A 17,418-nucleotide genomic window follows, 5' to 3' on the forward strand; every position below is an offset into this window, starting at 1 on the left:
AGTGGACGCTAAAGACACCGCTAGTGGCAGTCCCGAAATAATCGGAACTGCCGATACCCCTAGTCTATCTTCTGCGGACCGTACATGATGTCGGCATCCCAAAGTGTGAAGCCCAGCGAGCGGTAGAGCTTCACCGCTACCTCATTATCGGCATCGACGTACAGGATCACCGCATCAACGCCCAATTCAAGCAGGTAGTTGACGCCGGTGGTGGTCAAGGAACGGCCCAAGCCCAGTCCCTGCGCCTCGGGAACCACCCCGACAACATAGACTTCGCCGGTGGGACGTGCCGCGTCAGCGGAGGCAGGATGGATCTTGGTCCAGTGGTAGGCGAGCAGATTCTCCTCCGCATCGAATGCGAGGAAGAAGCCGGTTGGATCGAACCAGTCCTCGGACATGCGTGCTTCGAGGTCGTCGAGGGTCAGCGAGCCCTGCTCGGGATGGTGGGCGAAGGACTTGGCGTTGGCTTCCAGCCACTGCGGCTCATCCTCGCCAACGCGGAACGTGCGAACCATGATGCGGCGGTCAATCGGGGATTCTTCCAAATAATCGGTGCCTTCGCGGCGCATCCGGAACAGCTCGCGTACGCGGTTCAGTCCTACGCCGGCGGCCAGCTTCTTGGCCGCCTCGTGGTCGCCGTGCGCCCACGCCTGGATTTGCGAGAGGTCCAGCAGCTCGCCGAGCTTGCCCAACAGGGCGCGGCCAATACCGGCCCGACGATGCTCAGGGTGGACCACCAGTTCCAGGACCCAAGGGTGCTCCTCGGATTCCCGAACCGCGACAGCCACACCGGCCAACGTGGAATCCGCACCTTCACCGGCTTCAGCGAGCAGTGCAATTAGATTTCCGTTTGACTCATCGGCTGCCAAGGCCACCAGGGTCTGATCGCTCAACGGCGGATTGCCATCGGCTTCCTGCGCATCGAGTGCTAGTTGACGCACGTCGGACAGCACCCGTTCATCAAGCTCACCGGGGACGTGCTGAATGGAAACAGTGTTCTGTGGCAGTTCGCTCATGCATTTCACGATAGTCGCAAAATGTGGGAAGTGGGTAGGAGTTATCCGAAAGTTATGATTCGGTGTGGAAGCGGTAGCCGACGTTGCGCACCGTTCCAATGAGCTGCTCATGATCGGTGCCGAGTTTCGCGCGCAAACGGCGCACATGCACGTCAACGGTACGGGTGCCGCCGTAGTAGTCGTAGCCCCACACCTCATGCAGCAGCTGCTCGCGGGTGAAGACCCGACCGGGAAACTGCGCGAGGTACTTGAGCAGTTCAAACTCTTTGTATGTCAGGTCCAGCATGCGGTTATCGATACGGGCGGTGTAGCTCAACTCATCGATGCGCAGGCCCGAAGAGCTTTCGGGCTCGACCTGCGCCTGGGCAGGCGCCGATGCGCGTGAGAGCATCAGACGGATGCGTGCATCAAGTTCGGCAGGAATCGCGGAAGGCAGCAGGAAATCCGTCGCGTGCCAGTCCGAATTCAAAATGCCCAGTGCGCCCTCGCTGACAACCAGCAGCAAGGGGAGATTCAAGTTGGCGTGCAAGAGCTGTGCCAAAGAGCGAGCCGGAATCAGATCGGTGCGGGCATCGAGAATGAGCGCATCGCATTCCGGGAGTTGGCTCAGCGACTCTGTGGTTGCAGGGAAGAATGAAATCTCGTGCATCAACAGTTCAAGTGCCGGAAGAACTTCAGCGGCATTTTCGGCATGATTACTTAGGAGCAGTAGGTGAGCCAATCGGTCTGCCTCCTGCCAGATAGTTGCGAAAAAATCACTTTTACGTGTCACAGTATAAGGAATGAATCAGTTGAAGCACGCATGTGAACACGCAAGTGCGGACACATTACCGTCAGGAATCGGAATTTGAGAATCAAGGTTTTATTCAGTGGGCTCGTTGCAGCAGCACTGCTTGTCATTGCCGCAAGTCTGGATTCGATGAGCTGGCTGATGGGTGTGCTCACCGCGGTATTGCAGCTGATTTTCGCCTATACGTGGCCTCGCATGGTTCGCTCCGATGCGCCATGGCCGATCACCATCATCTTGGCGCTATGCTCGTTGGCTGCCACGGCCTTGGCCATGTTCCTGCCGGGCGGGTCGATGATGTCACATAGCGTCGAAGTCATCGCGGTTGGCGTGCTTCTGGTATTTATCAGCCAAGTATTGCGCGGTGCAGAAGCCGAAGGCCGGTTGGCCGGCGTGGTTTCCGGTGTCACTGGCATTGTCCTGGGCGTGCTCGGTTCTGCCTGGGCCGCCAGCGCTTACGCGCCATACGGCTTTGGGTTGACCGTGATCACCGTGGTCGCGCTGCTCGGGGCCGGCGCGGTGTCTGCAACCCGACTTCCGAACCGGATGACGATGATTCTTGCGCCGGTGGTCGCTGCCGCATTGGGCGCGGCGTCCAGTGCGTTGCCCATGGATCTGCTTTGGTACCAGGGTGCGATCCTCGGGTTGCTGGCAGGACTGCTGGTTGGTTCGTTACGCGCCTTGGCTTTGGTCAGCCGCAGCGTGCGCAATCTGAGTGGAATCCTGGGCTTGGCCTGCGCCATCTTGCTGATGAGCGGTGCTGTCAGCTGGTATGCGATGGAAGTTCTGGCATTCATTTAACGGTGAGCGGTTCAAATATGATGCAAGCTGCGTCACGCGTGTCGAAGTTGTCCGGGCTCGCACGCTAAGATGAAGCCATGAATGAAAATTACCTTGCAATCGAAATTTTCTTCCAGGCACTTGTAGTGATCGCCGGTCTCGGAATGGCCGGGTTCGCGGGCCTGGTAGTGAAGCGCCTCTTCCAGGGCCAGAAGTAGAAACAGCGCACACAACAACGTGTGCGCTGTTTTCTTTTCATCACTAACTAAATTAGGAGCGAGTAGTCCATGGCCTTTGACATACCTACGGACCTCACCCCGGAACTTGTACCTTTCGCTTGGCTCATTGGCACCTGGGAAGGTGCCGGCCGTCTTGGCGAAGGCGAAGCCGAGGACGAGTACTTCTGGCAGCAAGTCATCTTCCGCGACCTTGGCGGCCCTTACCTTGAATACCGCAGCGAAGCCTGGTTGACAGAAGCCGATGGCACGAAGCTGCGCATCCTGGCGGTTGAATCCGGATTCTGGTCGCTGGACCGCGAACAGCAGGATGCCGATGCGGGTCCTGGCATGGTGCCGGGGGATATCTTCCCGGTATTGCGTTCGGCTGACGATGTGCAGAAGCTGCACACCGAGGACGGCTTCAAGATCCAGGCGCATATCGTCCGGCCTGATGGCATCTCAGAGCTGTATTACGGCCTGATTGATGGGCCGCGTATTCAGCTTGCCACCGAGAGCCTGCTGCGCAGCAAGAATGCCCAGGCTTACGCATCGTCCACTCGCATCTACGGTCTGGTCAATGGCGAGCTGTTCTGGCGCTGGGATGTCTCCAAGGGCAATATGGACCTCCAGGCGCACGCCTCCGCGGCGCTCAAGCGTGTCACGACCGAAGGGACGGCGAACTGATCATGGCCGCTGGATACCGTTCAGTTCTGCTTGATCGCGCTGGGGCTGTGGAAGCTGGCGGTGTTGATGCCGGTGTCGCAGCCCACTACGGCGCGCCGACCCGTGAAGCACGCAAGCTCGCCGAGGGCCAGGCAGTTGCCGATCTGAGCCACTTCGACGTTGTCGAGATTCGGGGCGAGGATCGGCAGAGCTGGCTCGATACGCTCAGCAGCCAGCGAATTTCCCATCTGAACCCAGGGGGCAGCACCCAGGCGCTGTTGCTTTCGGTCCAGGGTCGCATTGAGCACGAGATGAAGGTGCTCGCCGCCGAAGACCGATTGCTGCTGATTGTTGAACCGGGCGCCGGGGCAGCGTTGGAGCAGTTCTTGAACTCGATGCGCTTCATGCTGCGCGTTGAGGTCAATGACCTTTCCTCCAGCTATGGCGTGCTGGCAGCTACCCGCAAGATCGGCACCGCTGGATCGCTGGTCTGGGAGAACCCATGGCCAGGCATTGCCGAGGGCGGGTGGGCCTATTCCCGCGAAGACCACCCAGGCAAGGAACGTCCATGGTTCTTGCACATCGTGGAGCTGGAGAATCTGGCCGAAGCCGTAGGTGACGAAGAACTAGCCGGCATGATGGCTGTCGAAGCCTTGCGCATTGCCGCGTGGGAACCGCGTTTCGGCGCTGAGATCGACGACAAGACCATTCCCCACGAGCTGGACTGGCTGCGTACCTCGGTGCATTTGAACAAGGGCTGCTACAAGGGCCAGGAAACGATTGCCCGCGTGCACAACATTGGCCACCCGCCGCGCCGACTGGTGTTCTTGGACCTTGACGGTTCCATGCACACGTTGCCTGCCGCCGGCGCCGAAGTGAAGCTGGGAGAACGCACGGTAGGCCGGATTACTTCCGCGACCTTGCATTATGAAGCCGGGCCCATCGCCTTGGCCGTGGTCAAGCGCAACGTCGATCCGGAAGCGGAATTGGCCGTGATTGATGGTGAAACGAGCTATCCGGCGACGCAGGAAGTCATTGTGGCTACCGATGCCGGCCAGGTCGCTGGGCGCTTTACCGGGTTCCTGAGGACTCCGCCCCAAGGCTAGAAGCCTACGACAAGGGCGTGGGGTGAAATGCTTTCCAAGGCATTTCACCCCACGCCCTTGTTGCGTCTCCAGGATCAGCCGAAGAGCACAGCGGCTTCTTCGTAGCGTTCCATGGGCACGCGCTTGAGGTTGTTCAAGGCGGCCCGCAGAGGCACGCGCAGCACCTTGGTGCCGTGCAATGCCACCATGGTTCCCCATGCCTCGGCGTGAATGGAATCCACAGCTGCCATTCCCAAACGGGTGGCAAGGACACGGTCGAAAGCCGTAGGCACGCCGCCACGCTGAATATGCCCCAGCACCGTTGCACGCGTTTCAATGCCGGTACGTTCCTCGATCACTGGCGCGAGCATCTCGCCAATGCCGCCAAGGCGAGCACGGCCGAAGGAGTCGAGGCCGCGTACCGAGAAGGCCTCTTCCATGCCTTCGGGCACGAAGCCTTCGGCGACAACCACCAATGGGGCGCGTCCGCGTTCATGGGCTTCGTTCACCCACTGGCAGATCTGCTCCATGGTGGTGGATACCTCCGGGATGAGTACGGCGTGCGCACCGGATGCCATGCCCGCGTGCAGGGCAATCCAGCCCACGTGCCGGCCCATCACTTCAGCGACCATGCAGCGGTGGTGCGAGTCGCCGGTGGTGCGCAGGCGGTCAATGGCTTCGACGGCGATCTGGTTGGCGGTATCGAAACCGAAGGTGTAGTCCGTGGCGTCCAGGTCATTGTCAATGGTCTTGGGGACGCCAACGATAGGCAGGCCCGCCTCGCAGAGGCGCTGGGCGCCGGCGAGCGTGCCTTCGCCGCCGATGGCGATCAGCGAATCGATGCCATTGGACTTGAGGACTTTGGAAATGTTCTCGGCGCCACCGAGATCACCCTCGAACGCATTCGTGCGCGAGGTGCCTAAGATGGTGCCGCCCTGCTTGGCGATGCCGCGCACAGCGGTTCGGGGAAGATCAAAGTAGTCGCCTTCCTTGACGCCACGCCAGCCGTCGCGGAAACCGACGAACTCGTAATCGTAGCTTTTGATGCCGTTCAGTACCGCTCCGCGGATAACAGCGTTCAAACCTGGGCAGTCGCCGCCCGAGGTCATGATTCCAATGCGCATTGGCCCTCGCTTAGTAAAGGGAAAGCCTTGTGCAGCAGCTGGAGCAAGCAGGCTCCCGATATAGCTGCGACAATAAGGATTTCCATTCGGATGTCATTCAATATCCGCGCGCCATTGAGCATCTACTCTGCGTGCCATTGTACGTGCTTAAAGCCACTAGGGCGAGTCTCACGTCACGGATGTGCGTGAGACCCGCCCTAGCCGGATCATGGCGCCAAGCCTCGTTCGCCGAGTTGGCCGGTCGGGACCAGAACTTAGAATTTGCGCAGCCAGTTCTGCAAGATGATGGTGTTGTCCTGTGCCGGGATCAGGATCCACGCCAGAATATATGCGGCAATGCCCATGACCGGGAGCAGGAACGAAAGCAGCAGCGCAATGCGCACCAAGGTGACATCCCATCCGAACTTGTCGGCAATGCCTCCGGCGACGCCGCCGGCCAAGCGGCCTGGTCCGCGGCGAAGCGGCATGGAACGAAGCGAGTTGAAGAATGCGTCCATCAGATAACTCCTAATAGTTGGAAAGCGTGGAAACTTAGAGGTTGGGGTCCGTGGGCAGAGGTGGTTCAGCTGCGGATTTCCGGGCCTTGCCGGCCGCGGCCAGACCGGAGAAGATCATGGCAACACCAGCCAACGCGACGATGGTGATGAAGAACAACGGCATGTCGAAACTCCATTGCAGAACCAGTCGGCTGAGCGATGCCAGGGCGACAACGATCATGATCAGCCCGAAGACCAAGGTTCCGGTAGGGAATTTTCTAGCTGGAGTGGAAGAAGAATTCATGAAGCTCAGTCCTTAGAAATCCTTGTTGCTGGGGTTCAGGATGGTGGGAGTATCGACGCTGGTGGAGAAGGAGGAAAAAGCGCCGTCGACTTCAACGGTCAGCGTTGGTGCATCGCCGGGCAAGGTCCGCAGATCCTGAGGCAGCTCCAAGTCCATGCCGGATAGGAACGCGCCTTCGGTTTGTACCTTCACCGGAACATTCTCCGGCAGGAGCAGGTCCAGCTTGGAAAATACGGAGTCGATCTCTACCGTAGTGGGCTTGGTAATCGTGCCCAAATGGGTCAGGTCTACCGTGGAGCTGCTGAATGCTGCACTGTACTGGCTGTCGTCTCCGGTTGCCGAGCGAACGAACCCGCGGGTTGAATCACCGAAGGACGTTACAGAGAAGATCACCGTCAACACCAGCAGAGGAATTGCCAAGCCCAAGAGGCCTCCACTGGTGCGCCCGGAAAGGGCGGCCAGGACTATGACGAGCCCAACCAGCAGCAGTCCGCAAGCCAAGGCCACCGTCCAGCCCGAACCAGGCAAAGCAACGATATCCAAGTAATCGGCCAGCATGACCACAGCGATCACCAGCACGGTGAGGCCGAAGACGGTCGTTCCGAGCCATCCCGGAATCGGGTGGCTGACCGTCTTGCGATTCACCTTGGGGTTGTAGGCCTTGGTGTATGCAGGATCTGGTGAGTAGCTATTCTCGTGCTGGCGTGTGGGGCCAGAATCATCTGAACTCATGGGGTGCTCCTTGGTTGGCGCATCTGGATTACCGGCCGCGAACCGGTTCACCGCGCTTGCATTGAAACTCTGGGTGCCATCTCCACGCCATGGATGCTCCAGCGCCGTGGTCTTGCTGGCAGGCTTGGGCGAGGCGGCAGGACTAGTACCGGTTGGCGCCGTCTTTCGGGCCCCGTCCGGCCGCGCAAATCGGGTGTTTTTCCTGCTGAAGATGATGAATGCGATGGCCGCGACAATTGCCACGGGCCATAAGATCGGTGCCAGCGAATCCAGGAACCAGGGAGCCGGGAAGATGCCAAACGCAAAGATGATGACTGCGCCGGTCATGCCGCTGGTCCAGTTGCGATTCACTGCACTTTCCAGATGCATCTTTCCAGCGGCATCAGGCAGCAATGCCCAAGCCAGACCGTAGAGCACCATGCCCAAGCCGCCGAGGACACCGAGCACCACGAAGATGCCGCGGATCAGGACCACATCGACCTTGAAATAATCGGCCACGCCAGTTGCGACGCCGCCGAGCCACTGCGAGTCCTGGCGGGTGACCGGTGATTTGCGCAGCTGTTCGTATATGCCGCGACGACGTTGAGACCCTTCGTTATTCATAGTTCAATGTTCTCGCGTTGCCGGGGTCCAGCGCTATGAGGGGATACCCTGAACTTCCCCTAGGGGTGCCCCTAGATCCGGTGATCAACCGCGAAGAATCGCCAAGAACGTGCTTGACTTAGAACCATGGAAAGTCCTGAACGACGTTTGATGGTTCGCAGCGAAAACCGGCTCGTTGCTGGTGTCTGCGGCGGCCTCGCGGAGCATCTGAATCTGCCGCTGAAGTACGTCCGGCTGGGGTTTCTGGGACTGTCCGTTTTAGGCGGCGTCGGCATACTGCTCTATGCCTGGCTCTGGGTATTCGTCCCGAGCGCAGAAGAAGCGCACGCGGACGAGCTCCGCTCCTGGGGCACCAGGTCTCGCAGCCTTGCTGAAGAGATGAACCGAGTGCAGCAAGGCATTTTCCGGCCACGCGAAGGGTGGGAAAGGAACTCCACCTGGCGTGACACGCTAATCGGTGCGGGCTTGCTGGCGCTCGCCGTCCTGGCCTTCGGGCAATGGACCGGCTGGAATATCCGCTGGGATCTGATCTGGCCTTCCTTGTCCATTATTGCTGGCATTGTGCTGGCCTGGATCCAATTCGATGAGGGAATCACCGAGGGCAGGAAACGTCTGGCACTGCCGTTGCTGCTGCGCTTGGCCTTTGGGCTGGTCCTGGTTATCGGCGGGCTGCTGGCCTTGCTGGGAAACATTGTCGGTGCCGCGGACCTGCTCGGCGGCCTGTGGGCGGCTTTGGCGATTATCGTCGGCGCGACCGTTGTCTTGCTTCCTTGGGGCACCCGGCTATGGCGGGATTTCATCGCTGAACGAAGCTCTCGACAGGCTGCGGCCCAACGAGCCGAGTTCGCCGCTCACCTGCATGATTCGGTTTTGCAAACCTTGGCGGTGATTCAAAAACGCAGTGAAGACCCGGCTGCGGTGAGGACCCTGGCACGTGTCCAGGAACGTGAACTGCGCCAATGGCTGTATGGCAACCACGACCTTGATGACGAAGATGTCATCGTTGAGATTCAGCACGAGGCAAGCCACATTGAACAGTTGCTCTTGCGCGATGTTGAAGTCGTTTCGGTAGGCAATGCGCAGGGCTTTGCCGGACAGCAGGCACTGGTGGCCGCTAGCCGCGAGGCCATGATGAACGCGGCCAAGCATGCTGATGGCAAGATTTCAGTTTTCATCGAATGCTCGGCCGCGCAAGTAGAAGTGTATGTGCGCGACCGCGGCACCGGTTTTGACATCGAAGGAATACCGGCGGATCGTCACGGCATCAGGGAATCAATCATTGGCCGCATGGAACGCGCAGGCGGCACGGCGCAGATCCGCAGCGGCGCATCCGGAACTGAAGTGCAGCTGAGCATGCCATTGGACATGGAGGAAGAATAGGAATATGAGCGCAGAAAACGCCTCCGGGCTGTACCGAGTAGTGCTGGTGGATGACCATGCCATCTTCCGCTCCGGATTACGTGCCGATTTGGCCCAGGATATCGAGATTGTCGGCGAAGCCGGCACCGTGGAAGACGCCATTGAGGTGATCAGTGCGCAGCAGCCGGATGTGGTGCTATTGGACGTGCATCTGCCCGGCGGCCGTGGCGGCGGCGGGGCCGAAGTGCTCAAGGGCTGCACCGGGTTGCTGGGATCAACGCGCTTTCTGGCATTGAGCGTTTCCGACGCGGCGCAGGACGTCGTGACGGTTATTCGTTCCGGTGCCCGCGGGTACGTCACCAAGAGCATTTCCGGGGCGGAGATTTCTGATGCGGTGCGGCGCGTGGCCGGGGGAGACGCCGTGTTCTCGCCACGCTTGGCCGGGTTCGTCTTGGACGCCTTTGGCAGCAGCGCGCCGGTGGCGGAAATTGATGAAGAACTCGATCTGCTGTCCGACCGCGAATTGCAGGTCATGCGGCTGATCGCCCGCGGATACAGCTATAAGGAAGTCGCCAAGGAGCTGTTCATCTCGGTGAAGACCGTAGAATCCCATGTCTCAAATGTGCTGCGCAAACTCCAGCTATCAAACCGGCATGAGCTCACCCGTTGGGCTGTTGACCGCAAGATATTCTGAGCAGCACTGGGGAAAACAATGAAGCCGGGAAATCCATGATCGTGGTGGATTCCCCGGCTTCTTGCGTGGTGACTCTCGCTTACTTGGCTTCGCCCAGCAGCTTGGCCATCCGCGCGACGCCTTCTTCAAGGTCTGCATCACCGAGCGCATAGGACATGCGGATGTATCCGGACGGGCCGAACGCTTCACCTGGAACGACGGCAACTTCGGCGTGCTCCAGGATGAAGGCCGCCAGTTCTGCACTGGTGTTGTTCACAACTCCGCGGATCTCTCGACCCAGCAGTCCGCGCACGTCCGAATAGGCGTAGAACGCGCCCTCGGGGGTTGGGCAGTGCAGACCGTCAATTGCGTTCAGCGACTCGACGATGGCCAGCCGGCGGCGGTTGAAGGCGACCTTCATTTCGTTGACTGCATCCAGCGGCCCGGCCACGGCTGCCAAGGCGGCGCGCTGCGAGACGTTGGAAACATTCGAGGTCGCGTGGGACTGCAGGTTGGTGGCCGCCTTGATGACATCCAGTGGACCTGCCATCCAACCCACGCGCCAGCCGGTCATGGCGTAGGTCTTTGCGACGCCGTTGAGAATGACAACTCGATCTTCGAGCTCCGGGACCAAGGTCGCGATGGAGCTGAAAGAGGCATCGCCGTAGGTCAAGTGCTCGTAGATTTCATCGGTAACGACCCACAGGCCCTTGGATGCGGCCCACTGGCCGATCTCGCGGACCTGCTCTGGGGTGTACACCGCACCGGTCGGGTTCGATGGGGAAACGAACAGCAGCACCTTGGTACGTTCGGTCAGCACGGACTCAAGCTGTTCAACGGTCACCTTGTAGCCCTGCTCTGGCCCGGCGAAGATCGATACAGCCTTGCCTCCGGCAAGCTGGATGGCTTCAGGATAGGTGGTCCAGAACGGCGCTGGAACGATGACCTCGTCGCCTGGATCAAGCAGCGTGGCAAACGTGTTGTACACCGCCTGCTTGCCGCCGTTGGTGACCAGAACCTGGTTGGCGTTCAATGCGTAGCCCGAATCGCGCATGGTCTTCGTGGCGATTGCTTCGCGCAGCTCGGGAAGACCGGCAGCAGGGGAGTACCGGTGGTTCTTCGGATCCTTGGCGGCCTTGACTGCTGCTTCAACAATGTAGTCAGGGGTTGGGAAGTCAGGTTCACCGGCACCGAAACCGATGACTGGTCGACCTGCTGCTTTAAGAGCCTTCGCCTTGGCATCTACTGCGAGAGTCGCGGATTCGGAAATTGCGCCGATGCGGCGAGAAATGCGAGACATTGGGGATTCGTCCTGAAATCTATGGGGACAGCTGTTACACCTCAGTTTAGTTTGCGACCCTGCACTTCAGCATCACAATCTTGAAAATGACACAATAAGGTGCAGATCGGGGTCCGGGAATGCGTTCTGCGCCACACCGGAGGTTGTCAGTTCGACATTTCCGATTTCGTTGCGTAAAGTTATTTCTCGTTGCCGAGACATCGCAACGGACAAAGCAGGAAGTTTTATCCGCTAAGATGTTCTAGGTGGGAGCGGTAAAAAGCTCCGAAGGGTAGTGGCGCAATTGGTAGCGCAGCGGTCTCCAAAACCGCAGGTTGCAGGTTCGAGTCCTGTCTGCCCTGCGCAATAGCGATTTATCGCTTAGCGAATTATCTCATCACGGTGTGTTGCAGTCGAATAGACTATGGCACACCGTGATTGTTTCAACTGGCCAAATTTTTGAAACGAGGAAGAACATGACCGAATCTGCTCTCAGCTCCGGTAAGGGTGGACAGAAGTTGGGTTTCTTTGCCCGGATCTTCTTGTTTTTCCGTCAGGTAATCGCAGAACTTAAAAAGGTCGTCACCCCGACCCGCAGCGAACTGGTGAATTACTTCCTGGTTGTTGTCGGTTTCGTAGTCGTGGTGATGCTGATCGTGACGGCCCTGGACTTCGTCTTCGGGCAGGGGTCGATCCTCCTGTTCACCAACAAGGTAGAACAGTAATTTTTTGCCTCGGCGGTATGATTACCCCGAGGCAATTTAGTGTCATTCAGTCAAAGAAAGCAGGAGCTGCAGTGTCCGACAAGGAACTCGAACCGCAGATTAATGACGAGGTCGATAACGAGTTCGTTGAAGCCGCCGGCGATCAGGTAGAGCCAGCTGTTGAAGCTGGCATCGACCCAACCGAAGCACCAGCACAGGACGCTGAAGACGCTCAGGTTTCCGAAGGCGCAGCTGAAGAAGCTGAAGGCGACGACAACGAAGCCGAAGCTGAAGACAACGTAGCAAAGCTCAAGGAAGAATTCCGCGCTAAGCTCCGTCGCCTTCCGGGTGACTGGTTTGTGATCCACACCTACGCTGGCTATGAAAACCGCGTGAAGGTCAACCTCGAGACCCGTATCCAGACCCAGGACATGGATGAGTACATCTTTGACATCCAGGTTCCAATGGAAGAGGTCGTTGAGGTCAAGAACACCCAGCGCAAGATCGTTCGTCGCGTGCGCATTCCGGGCTACGTCCTGGTTCGCATGGAACTGACCGACGCTTCGTGGGGTGTTGTTCGCCACACTCCAGGTGTCACCGGATTCGTTGGCAACGCCCACGATCCAAACCCATTGAACCTTGATGAAGTGTTCTCCATGCTGGAGCACACCATCGTTGATCCGGTAGAGCAGCCGTCGGCTTCGAAGCCAGGCCGTGCTCCAATTACTGAGGTCACGGTTGATTTCGAAGTTGGCGAATCGGTCATCGTGAACGACGGACCGTTCGAGACGATGCCGGCAACCATCTCGGAAATCAAGCTGGATGCCGCTCAGCTGGTCGTGCTGGTTTCGATCTTCGAACGCGAAACCCCAGTGACCCTGAACTTCAACCAGGTCACCAAGATCCAGTAGTATTAAGTCTTCGTGCTCCATATCGGTCGCTTATCGATGTGAGAGCACGGTTGGCTGTCGCGCCACGACAGCCAGATCCCCGTACCACGCTCCTGTGCTGCGGGAAACGCAAGAGTAGAAGGACCCGACATGGCCCCAAAGAAAAAGGTCACCGGACTCATCAAGCTGCAGATCCAGGCAGGTGCTGCTAACCCAGCTCCTCCAATCGGTCCAGCCCTTGGTCAGCACGGCGTCAACATCATGGAATTCTGCAAGGCTTACAACGCAGCGACCGAGTCGCAGCGCGGTAACGTGATTCCAGTTGAAATCACCGTATACGAAGACCGTTCGTTCACTTTCATCACCAAGACTCCGCCTGCAGCTGAGCTGATCAAGAAGGCCGCTGGCATCGCCAAGGGCTCGGGTGTCCCGCACACCAACAAGGTCGCCAACCTGACCCAGGCACAGGTCGAGGAAATCGCCAGCTCCAAGATGGCTGACCTGAACGCCAACGATCTGGCTGCTGCAGCCAAGATCATCGCCGGCACCGCCCGCTCCATGGGTGTGACCGTAGAAGGCTAATTGCGCCTTCCGCTATTCACCTCGTGAACAGCAACAAAGAATTTAATCTAAGGCGTTTCGATCCGTTGATCGATTCGCCCGTGGCAGGACCGGGCGCGGTCCATATGACCACGACTGCATAAGGAGATAACGCAGATGGCAAAGCGCAGCAAAGCATACGTAGCCGCCGCGGCTAAGATCGACGCGGACAAGTTCTACGCTCCAGCCGAGGCAATCGCCCTGGCCAAGGAGATCGCAGGCGACAAGGCAAACTCGACCGTTGAGGTTGCTTTCCGCTTGGGTGTTGACCCACGCAAGGCTGACCAGATGGTTCGCGGTACCGTGAACCTTCCACACGGCACCGGCAAGACCGCCCGCGTGGTTGTTTTCGCTAACGGCGACAAGGCAGAAGCAGCTCGTGAAGCTGGCGCCGACTTTGTTGGCTCGGACGACCTGATCGAAAAGATCCAGGGCGGCTGGACCGACTTCGACGCAGCAGTTGCAACCCCTGACCTGATGGGCAAGGTTGGCCGCTTGGGTAAAGTTCTGGGTCCTCGTAACCTGATGCCAAACCCTAAGACCGGCACCGTGACCATGGACGTGGCCAAGGCTGTCACCGACATCAAGGGCGGCAAGATCGACTTCCGCGTCGACAAGCACTCGAACCTGCACTTCATCATTGGCAAGGTTTCGTTCGATGCAAAGCAGCTGACCGAGAACTACGCAGCAGCCCTGGACGAGGTTCTGCGCCTGAAGCCTTCGGCTTCGAAGGGCCGCTACATCTCTAAGGCAACCATCGCTACCACCTTCGGTCCAGGTATTCCTGTTGACGCGAACGTAACCCGCGTTGAGGCCTAAGCCTAGTAGTTAGCTAGTTTGAGGGAGCATGTCGAAATTCGGCATGCTCCCTCAACTTTTAAGCCAATAAATTCCTTCGCTGCCGGCACACGAAAGCATGTCTGCGTTTCATGCCGGGCGGCCGCCGGTGATAAGCTTTGACTACCGAGTATTCGGTCGTCCGCGTATGGATCCCCCAAGGCCCTACGCGGGCGAGGCACGAAAGTTTCCCCAAGACTTTCATGTCGGCGGGGCTTGTTGCCAGCGTTCCCCAAGCGCGGGCAAACGAGTCCCGCCATTCTAATTTTTATCTTCCCAGTGACCAGGATCATGGGGATGCTTCCGGCATTGATTTGCTGTCGCGTCGACTGCTCCTATAAACTGGAACTACCGAAGACCGTCGGTTGAACATCTGGTTTCCATTTGTTCCTAAGGATCCGCAAGGATGACCAACGCAGGTTACATAGATTTTTTGACTTTGAATAAGTTGAAACGCCCTGTGCTCCTGCGCGGGGCTATTTTTATGGCCTCGCCGGTTTTGAAACGGTACCGAACAAATCCCCGGAAGGAGTGTTATGGCAACCCCAAGCAAGACTGCAGCGATTGAAGAAATCACTGCGGAATTCAACGATTCGTCGGCGGCTGTCTTGACCGAATACCGTGGGCTTACCGTTGCACAGCTCAAGGATCTGCGCCGCTCGCTTGGTCAGGAGACCAAGTACGCAGTCGTGAAGAACACCTTGACCGCAATCGCAGCGAAGAACGCTGGCATCGATGCTTTCGATGAGCAGCTTTCTGGTCCAACCGCAATCGCCTTCATCAAGGGCGACGCAGTTGCTGCCGCTAAGAGCCTCACGGAATTCGCCAAGACTAACGACAAGCTGGTCATCAAGACCGGTTGGTTCGAAGGCAAGGCACTGGATCAGAGCGGCATCGCTGCTCTGGCTGCGCTGGAATCCCGCGAAACTCAGCTCGCCCGCGTTGCAGCAGTGCTGCAGGCTCCAGCTTCCGCTGCTGCCCGCGCTGTCGAAGCTCTGCGTGCAAAGCTCGAAGAGAACGGTGGCGAAGCTGCCGAGGAAGCTCCGGCAGAAGCCTAAGCTTTCGAGTTCTCTCGCAACGTAAACCCAAATTCATCGGCCCTCAAGGCCAAAAACCGAAAGGACGCCCATCATGGCGAAGCTCAGCAACGAAGAGCTGCTTTCCGCATTCAAGGAAATGACCATCATCGAACTGTCCGAGTTCGTTAAGGAATTCGAAGAGACCTTCGACGTAACCGCTGCTGCTGTTGCAGTTGCTGGTCCAGCTGCCGGCGGCGAAGCTGCTGCTGAAGAGAAGACCGAATTCGACGTAATCCTCGAATCGGCTGGCGACAAGAAGATCGCAGTCATCAAGGAAGTTCGCGGCATCACCTCCCTGGGTCTGAAGGAAGCTAAGGAGCTCGTTGACGGCGCTCCAAAGGCTCTGCTGGAAGGCGTTGCCAAGGACGCAGCCGAGAAGGCTAAGGAAGCTCTGGAAGCTGCCGGCGCAACCGTCACCGTTAAGTAAGTTCAGCGGTCACTCGCAACTTATTGCCAAAGGTCCACAGACGAAAGTCTGTGGGCCTTTGGCCGTTAAGCTGGGAAATTGATACCAATAGTTTTATAACGTTTCTATTAACAGGGTTCATTCAAGTTCATTGTTTACAGTGAAAATGTGCCAAAAACCGTCGCTACCCAGACCCAGAAGCCAGCACCGCGCCTAGGGCTCCTAGACGCCCTGAGAATCACTGCTGCGCTGATTGTCGTGCTCTACCACTACACCGCATGGGGACACGATCATTGGGGAACGCAAGCTGCCGAGTTCTGGCCGGTGCTTTCCGAATTCACCCGCTATGGACAGCTGGGCGTCCAGCTGTTCTTCCTGATATCGGGCTTCGTGATCCTGATGTCCCTCCAGGGGAAGAACGTCATTGGCTTCATCGGTTCGCGCGTCGGAAGGCTCTACCCGGCGTACTGGCTCGCGGTGATCGCAGCGGCAGTACTCTCCCTTCGCATCTGGCCCTCCGGTAACGAAGGCAGGTCAGCCAGCGATATTCTTCCCAACCTGACCATGTTGCAGGCTGGATTCGGCATCACCGATATGGACGGCGTCTACTGGACACTGTGGGTCGAGTTGCGTTTCTACGTGCTGCTCGCCGTGCTCTTGTCCTTGGGCTTCGTGAAGAACAAGCACATCCTTGTGCTTTCGGCTGTTTGGCCAGCATTGGGCCTGTACCTGCATTTCACCAGCTTGGACAAGCTGCAGGAATGGATCGCAGGACAGTATGCGGCATTGTTCGCGGCCGGTATGGTGCTCTTCTTGATCTATCAAAGCGGCCATAGCCTTCTGCGGTGGTTCATGGTCGCTGCCAATACGGCCATCGCAGCATTCTTTACCGGCATCAAGGGGCGCAATGACGCGGACTTGCTCTCAGGCCTGGATATCCCCGCTTGGCATTTCCAGCTGCTGACCGTATTGTGCGTAGCCCTGTTGGCAGCATGCACCCTGACCCCGCTCAAGAATGTCCAGGGCAAGTGGCTCGCGGTGGCAGGTTCCCTGACCTACCCGTTGTACCTGGTGCACCAGTTGTGGGGATGGTGGCTGATCAACCAGCTGCACGATGCCGTGAACAAGTACGTCCTGCTAGCCGGTGTGCTGGTGCTGATGCTGGTCGTCGCCTACCTGGTGGCGCGCTTCGTCGAGCAGCCATTGGGACTGCGGCTGCGCAACGCAACGATCAGGGGATTGACTGCAGCGCAGGCCTGGACCAAGAAAATATTTGCCAAACCTGGGCTGGTTATTCCGGAGTCGAAATATCAGCAATCGTGGCATCAAATCCGCTAACCAAATCCTTGGCGCGAACGAGTAGCCCATGAGCGCGGTCTCCGCTGCCCAATCCGATCTGTTCTGGAACAGGCTCTTCGAAGACGCTGGCATCGACGTAAACCGGCAGTACCGTGTGGGAGCCGAAAGGAGTGATCGTTCCGCTCTCGTAGTGCGTGACATCCCAAGCGATATCGGAGGATGGCAGCGAGAGCTTGTTGACTCCCATGACGCCACGAAGCTTCGCCCAATCAAGTTTCCGTCCACCGGGAATGAGCGCGAAGACGAAGGTGCCATCCGCGCGTTTGATCACCAGTGTCTTGAGCAGTGCCGAGGTCGAGATGCCCATGGCGTCCGCTGCCTCTTCCAGAGAACGGACCTTGTCGCGAGGGACAATCTCAATCGGGATGTTCCTGCGCGAGGCGTCGAGGGTGACTCGGGTAAGTGCCTCATCTGATTGCAGCTTATTCACTTCGTCTCCTATCC

20 protein-coding genes and 1 tRNA gene are annotated in these 17,418 nt (G+C 58.4%); 13 read left to right on the forward strand and 8 right to left on the reverse strand.

Annotation, left to right across the window (positions count from 1 at the left end; all coding sequences use genetic code 11):
* Positions 1-59: 59 nt before the first annotated feature.
* Positions 60-1,016, reverse strand: a complete 957-nt coding sequence (mshD, locus tag BKX98_RS00940; RefSeq protein WP_073705885.1) for a mycothiol synthase — start codon at positions 1,014-1,016, stop codon at positions 60-62.
* A gap of 52 nt (positions 1,017-1,068) precedes the next feature.
* Positions 1,069-1,737 carry a response regulator transcription factor gene (locus tag BKX98_RS00945; protein WP_073705886.1) on the reverse strand — a complete coding sequence of 223 codons (669 nt, stop codon included), beginning with the start codon at positions 1,735-1,737 and terminating at the stop codon, positions 1,069-1,071.
* A 198-nt stretch (positions 1,738-1,935) separates the two neighbouring features.
* On the opposite strand from BKX98_RS00945, the gene BKX98_RS00950 reads away from it, so the two are divergent.
* The 3 genes from BKX98_RS00950 (at position 1,936) to BKX98_RS00960 (ending at position 4,570) form a co-directional block, all read left to right on the forward strand.
* Positions 1,936-2,604, forward strand: coding sequence for a hypothetical protein (locus BKX98_RS00950; protein ID WP_038992227.1), 669 nt, complete (start codon positions 1,936-1,938; stop codon positions 2,602-2,604).
* 266 nt (positions 2,605-2,870) lie between these two features.
* Positions 2,871-3,485: an FABP family protein gene (locus tag BKX98_RS00955; RefSeq protein WP_073705888.1), complete on the forward strand. Its 615-nt coding sequence runs from the start codon at positions 2,871-2,873 to the stop codon at positions 3,483-3,485.
* Positions 3,486-3,487: 2 nt separating this feature from the next.
* Positions 3,488-4,570, forward strand: coding sequence for a folate-binding protein YgfZ (locus BKX98_RS00960; RefSeq protein ID WP_073705889.1), 1,083 nt, complete (start codon positions 3,488-3,490; stop codon positions 4,568-4,570).
* Between the two features lie 74 nt (positions 4,571-4,644).
* Here the strand turns inward: BKX98_RS00960 and BKX98_RS00965 are convergent, their stop codons facing one another.
* From BKX98_RS00965 to BKX98_RS00980, 4 genes are all read right to left on the reverse strand, one after another.
* Positions 4,645-5,673 carry a 6-phosphofructokinase gene (locus BKX98_RS00965; protein ID WP_038992222.1) on the reverse strand — a complete coding sequence of 343 codons (1,029 nt, stop codon included), beginning with the start codon at positions 5,671-5,673 and terminating at the stop codon, positions 4,645-4,647.
* 254 nt (positions 5,674-5,927) lie between these two features.
* On the reverse strand, positions 5,928-6,170 hold the full coding sequence (locus tag BKX98_RS00970) for a PspC domain-containing protein (protein ID WP_038992221.1): 243 nt from the start codon (positions 6,168-6,170) through the stop codon (positions 5,928-5,930).
* Positions 6,171-6,204: 34 nt separating this feature from the next.
* On the reverse strand, positions 6,205-6,453 hold the full coding sequence (locus tag BKX98_RS00975; protein WP_141356555.1) for a hypothetical protein: 249 nt from the start codon (positions 6,451-6,453) through the stop codon (positions 6,205-6,207).
* Between the two features lie 12 nt (positions 6,454-6,465).
* The gene (locus BKX98_RS00980) at positions 6,466-7,788 is read right to left on the reverse strand and encodes a PspC domain-containing protein (RefSeq protein WP_073705890.1); all 1,323 of its coding nucleotides are present in this window, start codon (positions 7,786-7,788) and stop codon (positions 6,466-6,468) included.
* 150 nt (positions 7,789-7,938) lie between these two features.
* Here BKX98_RS00980 and BKX98_RS00985 point away from each other — a divergent pair, with 150 nt between their 5' ends.
* The gene (locus BKX98_RS00985) at positions 7,939-9,168 is read left to right on the forward strand and encodes an ATP-binding protein (protein ID WP_066140765.1); all 1,230 of its coding nucleotides are present in this window, start codon (positions 7,939-7,941) and stop codon (positions 9,166-9,168) included.
* A 4-nt stretch (positions 9,169-9,172) separates the two neighbouring features.
* Positions 9,173-9,841: a response regulator transcription factor gene (locus BKX98_RS00990; RefSeq protein WP_038992217.1), complete on the forward strand. Its 669-nt coding sequence runs from the start codon at positions 9,173-9,175 to the stop codon at positions 9,839-9,841.
* Positions 9,842-9,920: 79 nt separating this feature from the next.
* Here the strand turns inward: BKX98_RS00990 and BKX98_RS00995 are convergent, their stop codons facing one another.
* A complete protein-coding gene (locus BKX98_RS00995) occupies positions 9,921-11,120 on the reverse strand; it encodes a pyridoxal phosphate-dependent aminotransferase (RefSeq protein ID WP_073705892.1) in 1,200 nt (399 codons plus the stop codon).
* A gap of 268 nt (positions 11,121-11,388) precedes the next feature.
* Between BKX98_RS00995 and BKX98_RS01000 the strand changes: the two genes are divergently transcribed.
* From BKX98_RS01000 to BKX98_RS01035, 8 genes are all read left to right on the forward strand, one after another.
* Positions 11,389-11,461, forward strand: a tRNA-Trp gene (locus tag BKX98_RS01000).
* 114 nt (positions 11,462-11,575) lie between these two features.
* The gene (secE, locus tag BKX98_RS01005) at positions 11,576-11,824 is read left to right on the forward strand and encodes a preprotein translocase subunit SecE (RefSeq protein WP_038992215.1); all 249 of its coding nucleotides are present in this window, start codon (positions 11,576-11,578) and stop codon (positions 11,822-11,824) included.
* A gap of 71 nt (positions 11,825-11,895) precedes the next feature.
* Positions 11,896-12,714, forward strand: a complete 819-nt coding sequence (nusG, locus tag BKX98_RS01010) for a transcription termination/antitermination protein NusG (protein WP_038992214.1) — start codon at positions 11,896-11,898, stop codon at positions 12,712-12,714.
* 129 nt (positions 12,715-12,843) lie between these two features.
* Positions 12,844-13,275: a 50S ribosomal protein L11 gene (gene rplK, locus BKX98_RS01015; protein WP_038992213.1), complete on the forward strand. Its 432-nt coding sequence runs from the start codon at positions 12,844-12,846 to the stop codon at positions 13,273-13,275.
* A 135-nt stretch (positions 13,276-13,410) separates the two neighbouring features.
* Complete coding sequence (gene rplA / locus BKX98_RS01020; protein ID WP_038992212.1) at positions 13,411-14,112, forward strand: 50S ribosomal protein L1; 702 nt, start codon at positions 13,411-13,413, stop codon at positions 14,110-14,112.
* A gap of 554 nt (positions 14,113-14,666) precedes the next feature.
* On the forward strand, positions 14,667-15,188 hold the full coding sequence (gene rplJ / locus BKX98_RS01025; protein ID WP_038992211.1) for a 50S ribosomal protein L10: 522 nt from the start codon (positions 14,667-14,669) through the stop codon (positions 15,186-15,188).
* A 73-nt stretch (positions 15,189-15,261) separates the two neighbouring features.
* Complete coding sequence (gene rplL / locus BKX98_RS01030; RefSeq protein WP_038992210.1) at positions 15,262-15,636, forward strand: 50S ribosomal protein L7/L12; 375 nt, start codon at positions 15,262-15,264, stop codon at positions 15,634-15,636.
* A gap of 147 nt (positions 15,637-15,783) precedes the next feature.
* On the forward strand, positions 15,784-16,953 hold the full coding sequence (locus tag BKX98_RS01035; RefSeq protein WP_073705894.1) for an acyltransferase: 1,170 nt from the start codon (positions 15,784-15,786) through the stop codon (positions 16,951-16,953).
* On the opposite strand, the gene BKX98_RS01040 is transcribed toward BKX98_RS01035, so the two are convergent.
* On the reverse strand, positions 16,907-17,404 hold the full coding sequence (locus tag BKX98_RS01040) for an aminoacyl-tRNA deacylase (RefSeq protein ID WP_073705895.1): 498 nt from the start codon (positions 17,402-17,404) through the stop codon (positions 16,907-16,909). The genes BKX98_RS01035 and BKX98_RS01040 overlap by 47 nt on opposite strands.
* Positions 17,405-17,418 lie beyond the last annotated feature (14 nt).

Source organism: Glutamicibacter sp. 0426, from assembly GCF_001906485.1.
Taxonomy (GTDB): Bacteria; Actinomycetota; Actinomycetes; order Actinomycetales; family Micrococcaceae; genus Glutamicibacter; species Glutamicibacter nicotianae.

Bases quoted from the DNA above. Each gene is read 5' to 3' on its own strand.
- BKX98_RS00990 (WP_038992217.1), top strand. From the start codon at position 9,173: ATGAGCGCAGAAAACGCCTCCGGGCTGTACCGAGTAGTGCTGGTGGAT.
- BKX98_RS00970 (WP_038992221.1), bottom strand. From the start codon at position 6,170: ATGGACGCATTCTTCAACTCGCTTCGTTCCATGCCGCTTCGCCGCGGA.
- BKX98_RS00960 (WP_073705889.1), top strand. From the start codon at position 3,488: ATGGCCGCTGGATACCGTTCAGTTCTGCTTGATCGCGCTGGGGCTGTG.
- rplA (WP_038992212.1), top strand. From the start codon at position 13,411: ATGGCAAAGCGCAGCAAAGCATACGTAGCCGCCGCGGCTAAGATCGAC.
- BKX98_RS00955 (WP_073705888.1), top strand. From the start codon at position 2,871: ATGGCCTTTGACATACCTACGGACCTCACCCCGGAACTTGTACCTTTC.
- BKX98_RS00995 (WP_073705892.1), bottom strand. From the start codon at position 11,120: ATGTCTCGCATTTCTCGCCGCATCGGCGCAATTTCCGAATCCGCGACT.
- secE (WP_038992215.1), top strand. From the start codon at position 11,576: ATGACCGAATCTGCTCTCAGCTCCGGTAAGGGTGGACAGAAGTTGGGT.
- BKX98_RS00985 (WP_066140765.1), top strand. From the start codon at position 7,939: ATGGTTCGCAGCGAAAACCGGCTCGTTGCTGGTGTCTGCGGCGGCCTC.
- rplJ (WP_038992211.1), top strand. From the start codon at position 14,667: ATGGCAACCCCAAGCAAGACTGCAGCGATTGAAGAAATCACTGCGGAA.
- BKX98_RS00975 (WP_141356555.1), bottom strand. From the start codon at position 6,453: ATGAATTCTTCTTCCACTCCAGCTAGAAAATTCCCTACCGGAACCTTG.
- rplK (WP_038992213.1), top strand. From the start codon at position 12,844: ATGGCCCCAAAGAAAAAGGTCACCGGACTCATCAAGCTGCAGATCCAG.
- BKX98_RS00980 (WP_073705890.1), bottom strand. From the start codon at position 7,788: ATGAATAACGAAGGGTCTCAACGTCGTCGCGGCATATACGAACAGCTG.
- BKX98_RS00965 (WP_038992222.1), bottom strand. From the start codon at position 5,673: ATGCGCATTGGAATCATGACCTCGGGCGGCGACTGCCCAGGTTTGAAC.
- rplL (WP_038992210.1), top strand. From the start codon at position 15,262: ATGGCGAAGCTCAGCAACGAAGAGCTGCTTTCCGCATTCAAGGAAATG.
- mshD (WP_073705885.1), bottom strand. From the start codon at position 1,016: ATGAGCGAACTGCCACAGAACACTGTTTCCATTCAGCACGTCCCCGGT.
- BKX98_RS00950 (WP_038992227.1), top strand. From the start codon at position 1,936: ATGAGCTGGCTGATGGGTGTGCTCACCGCGGTATTGCAGCTGATTTTC.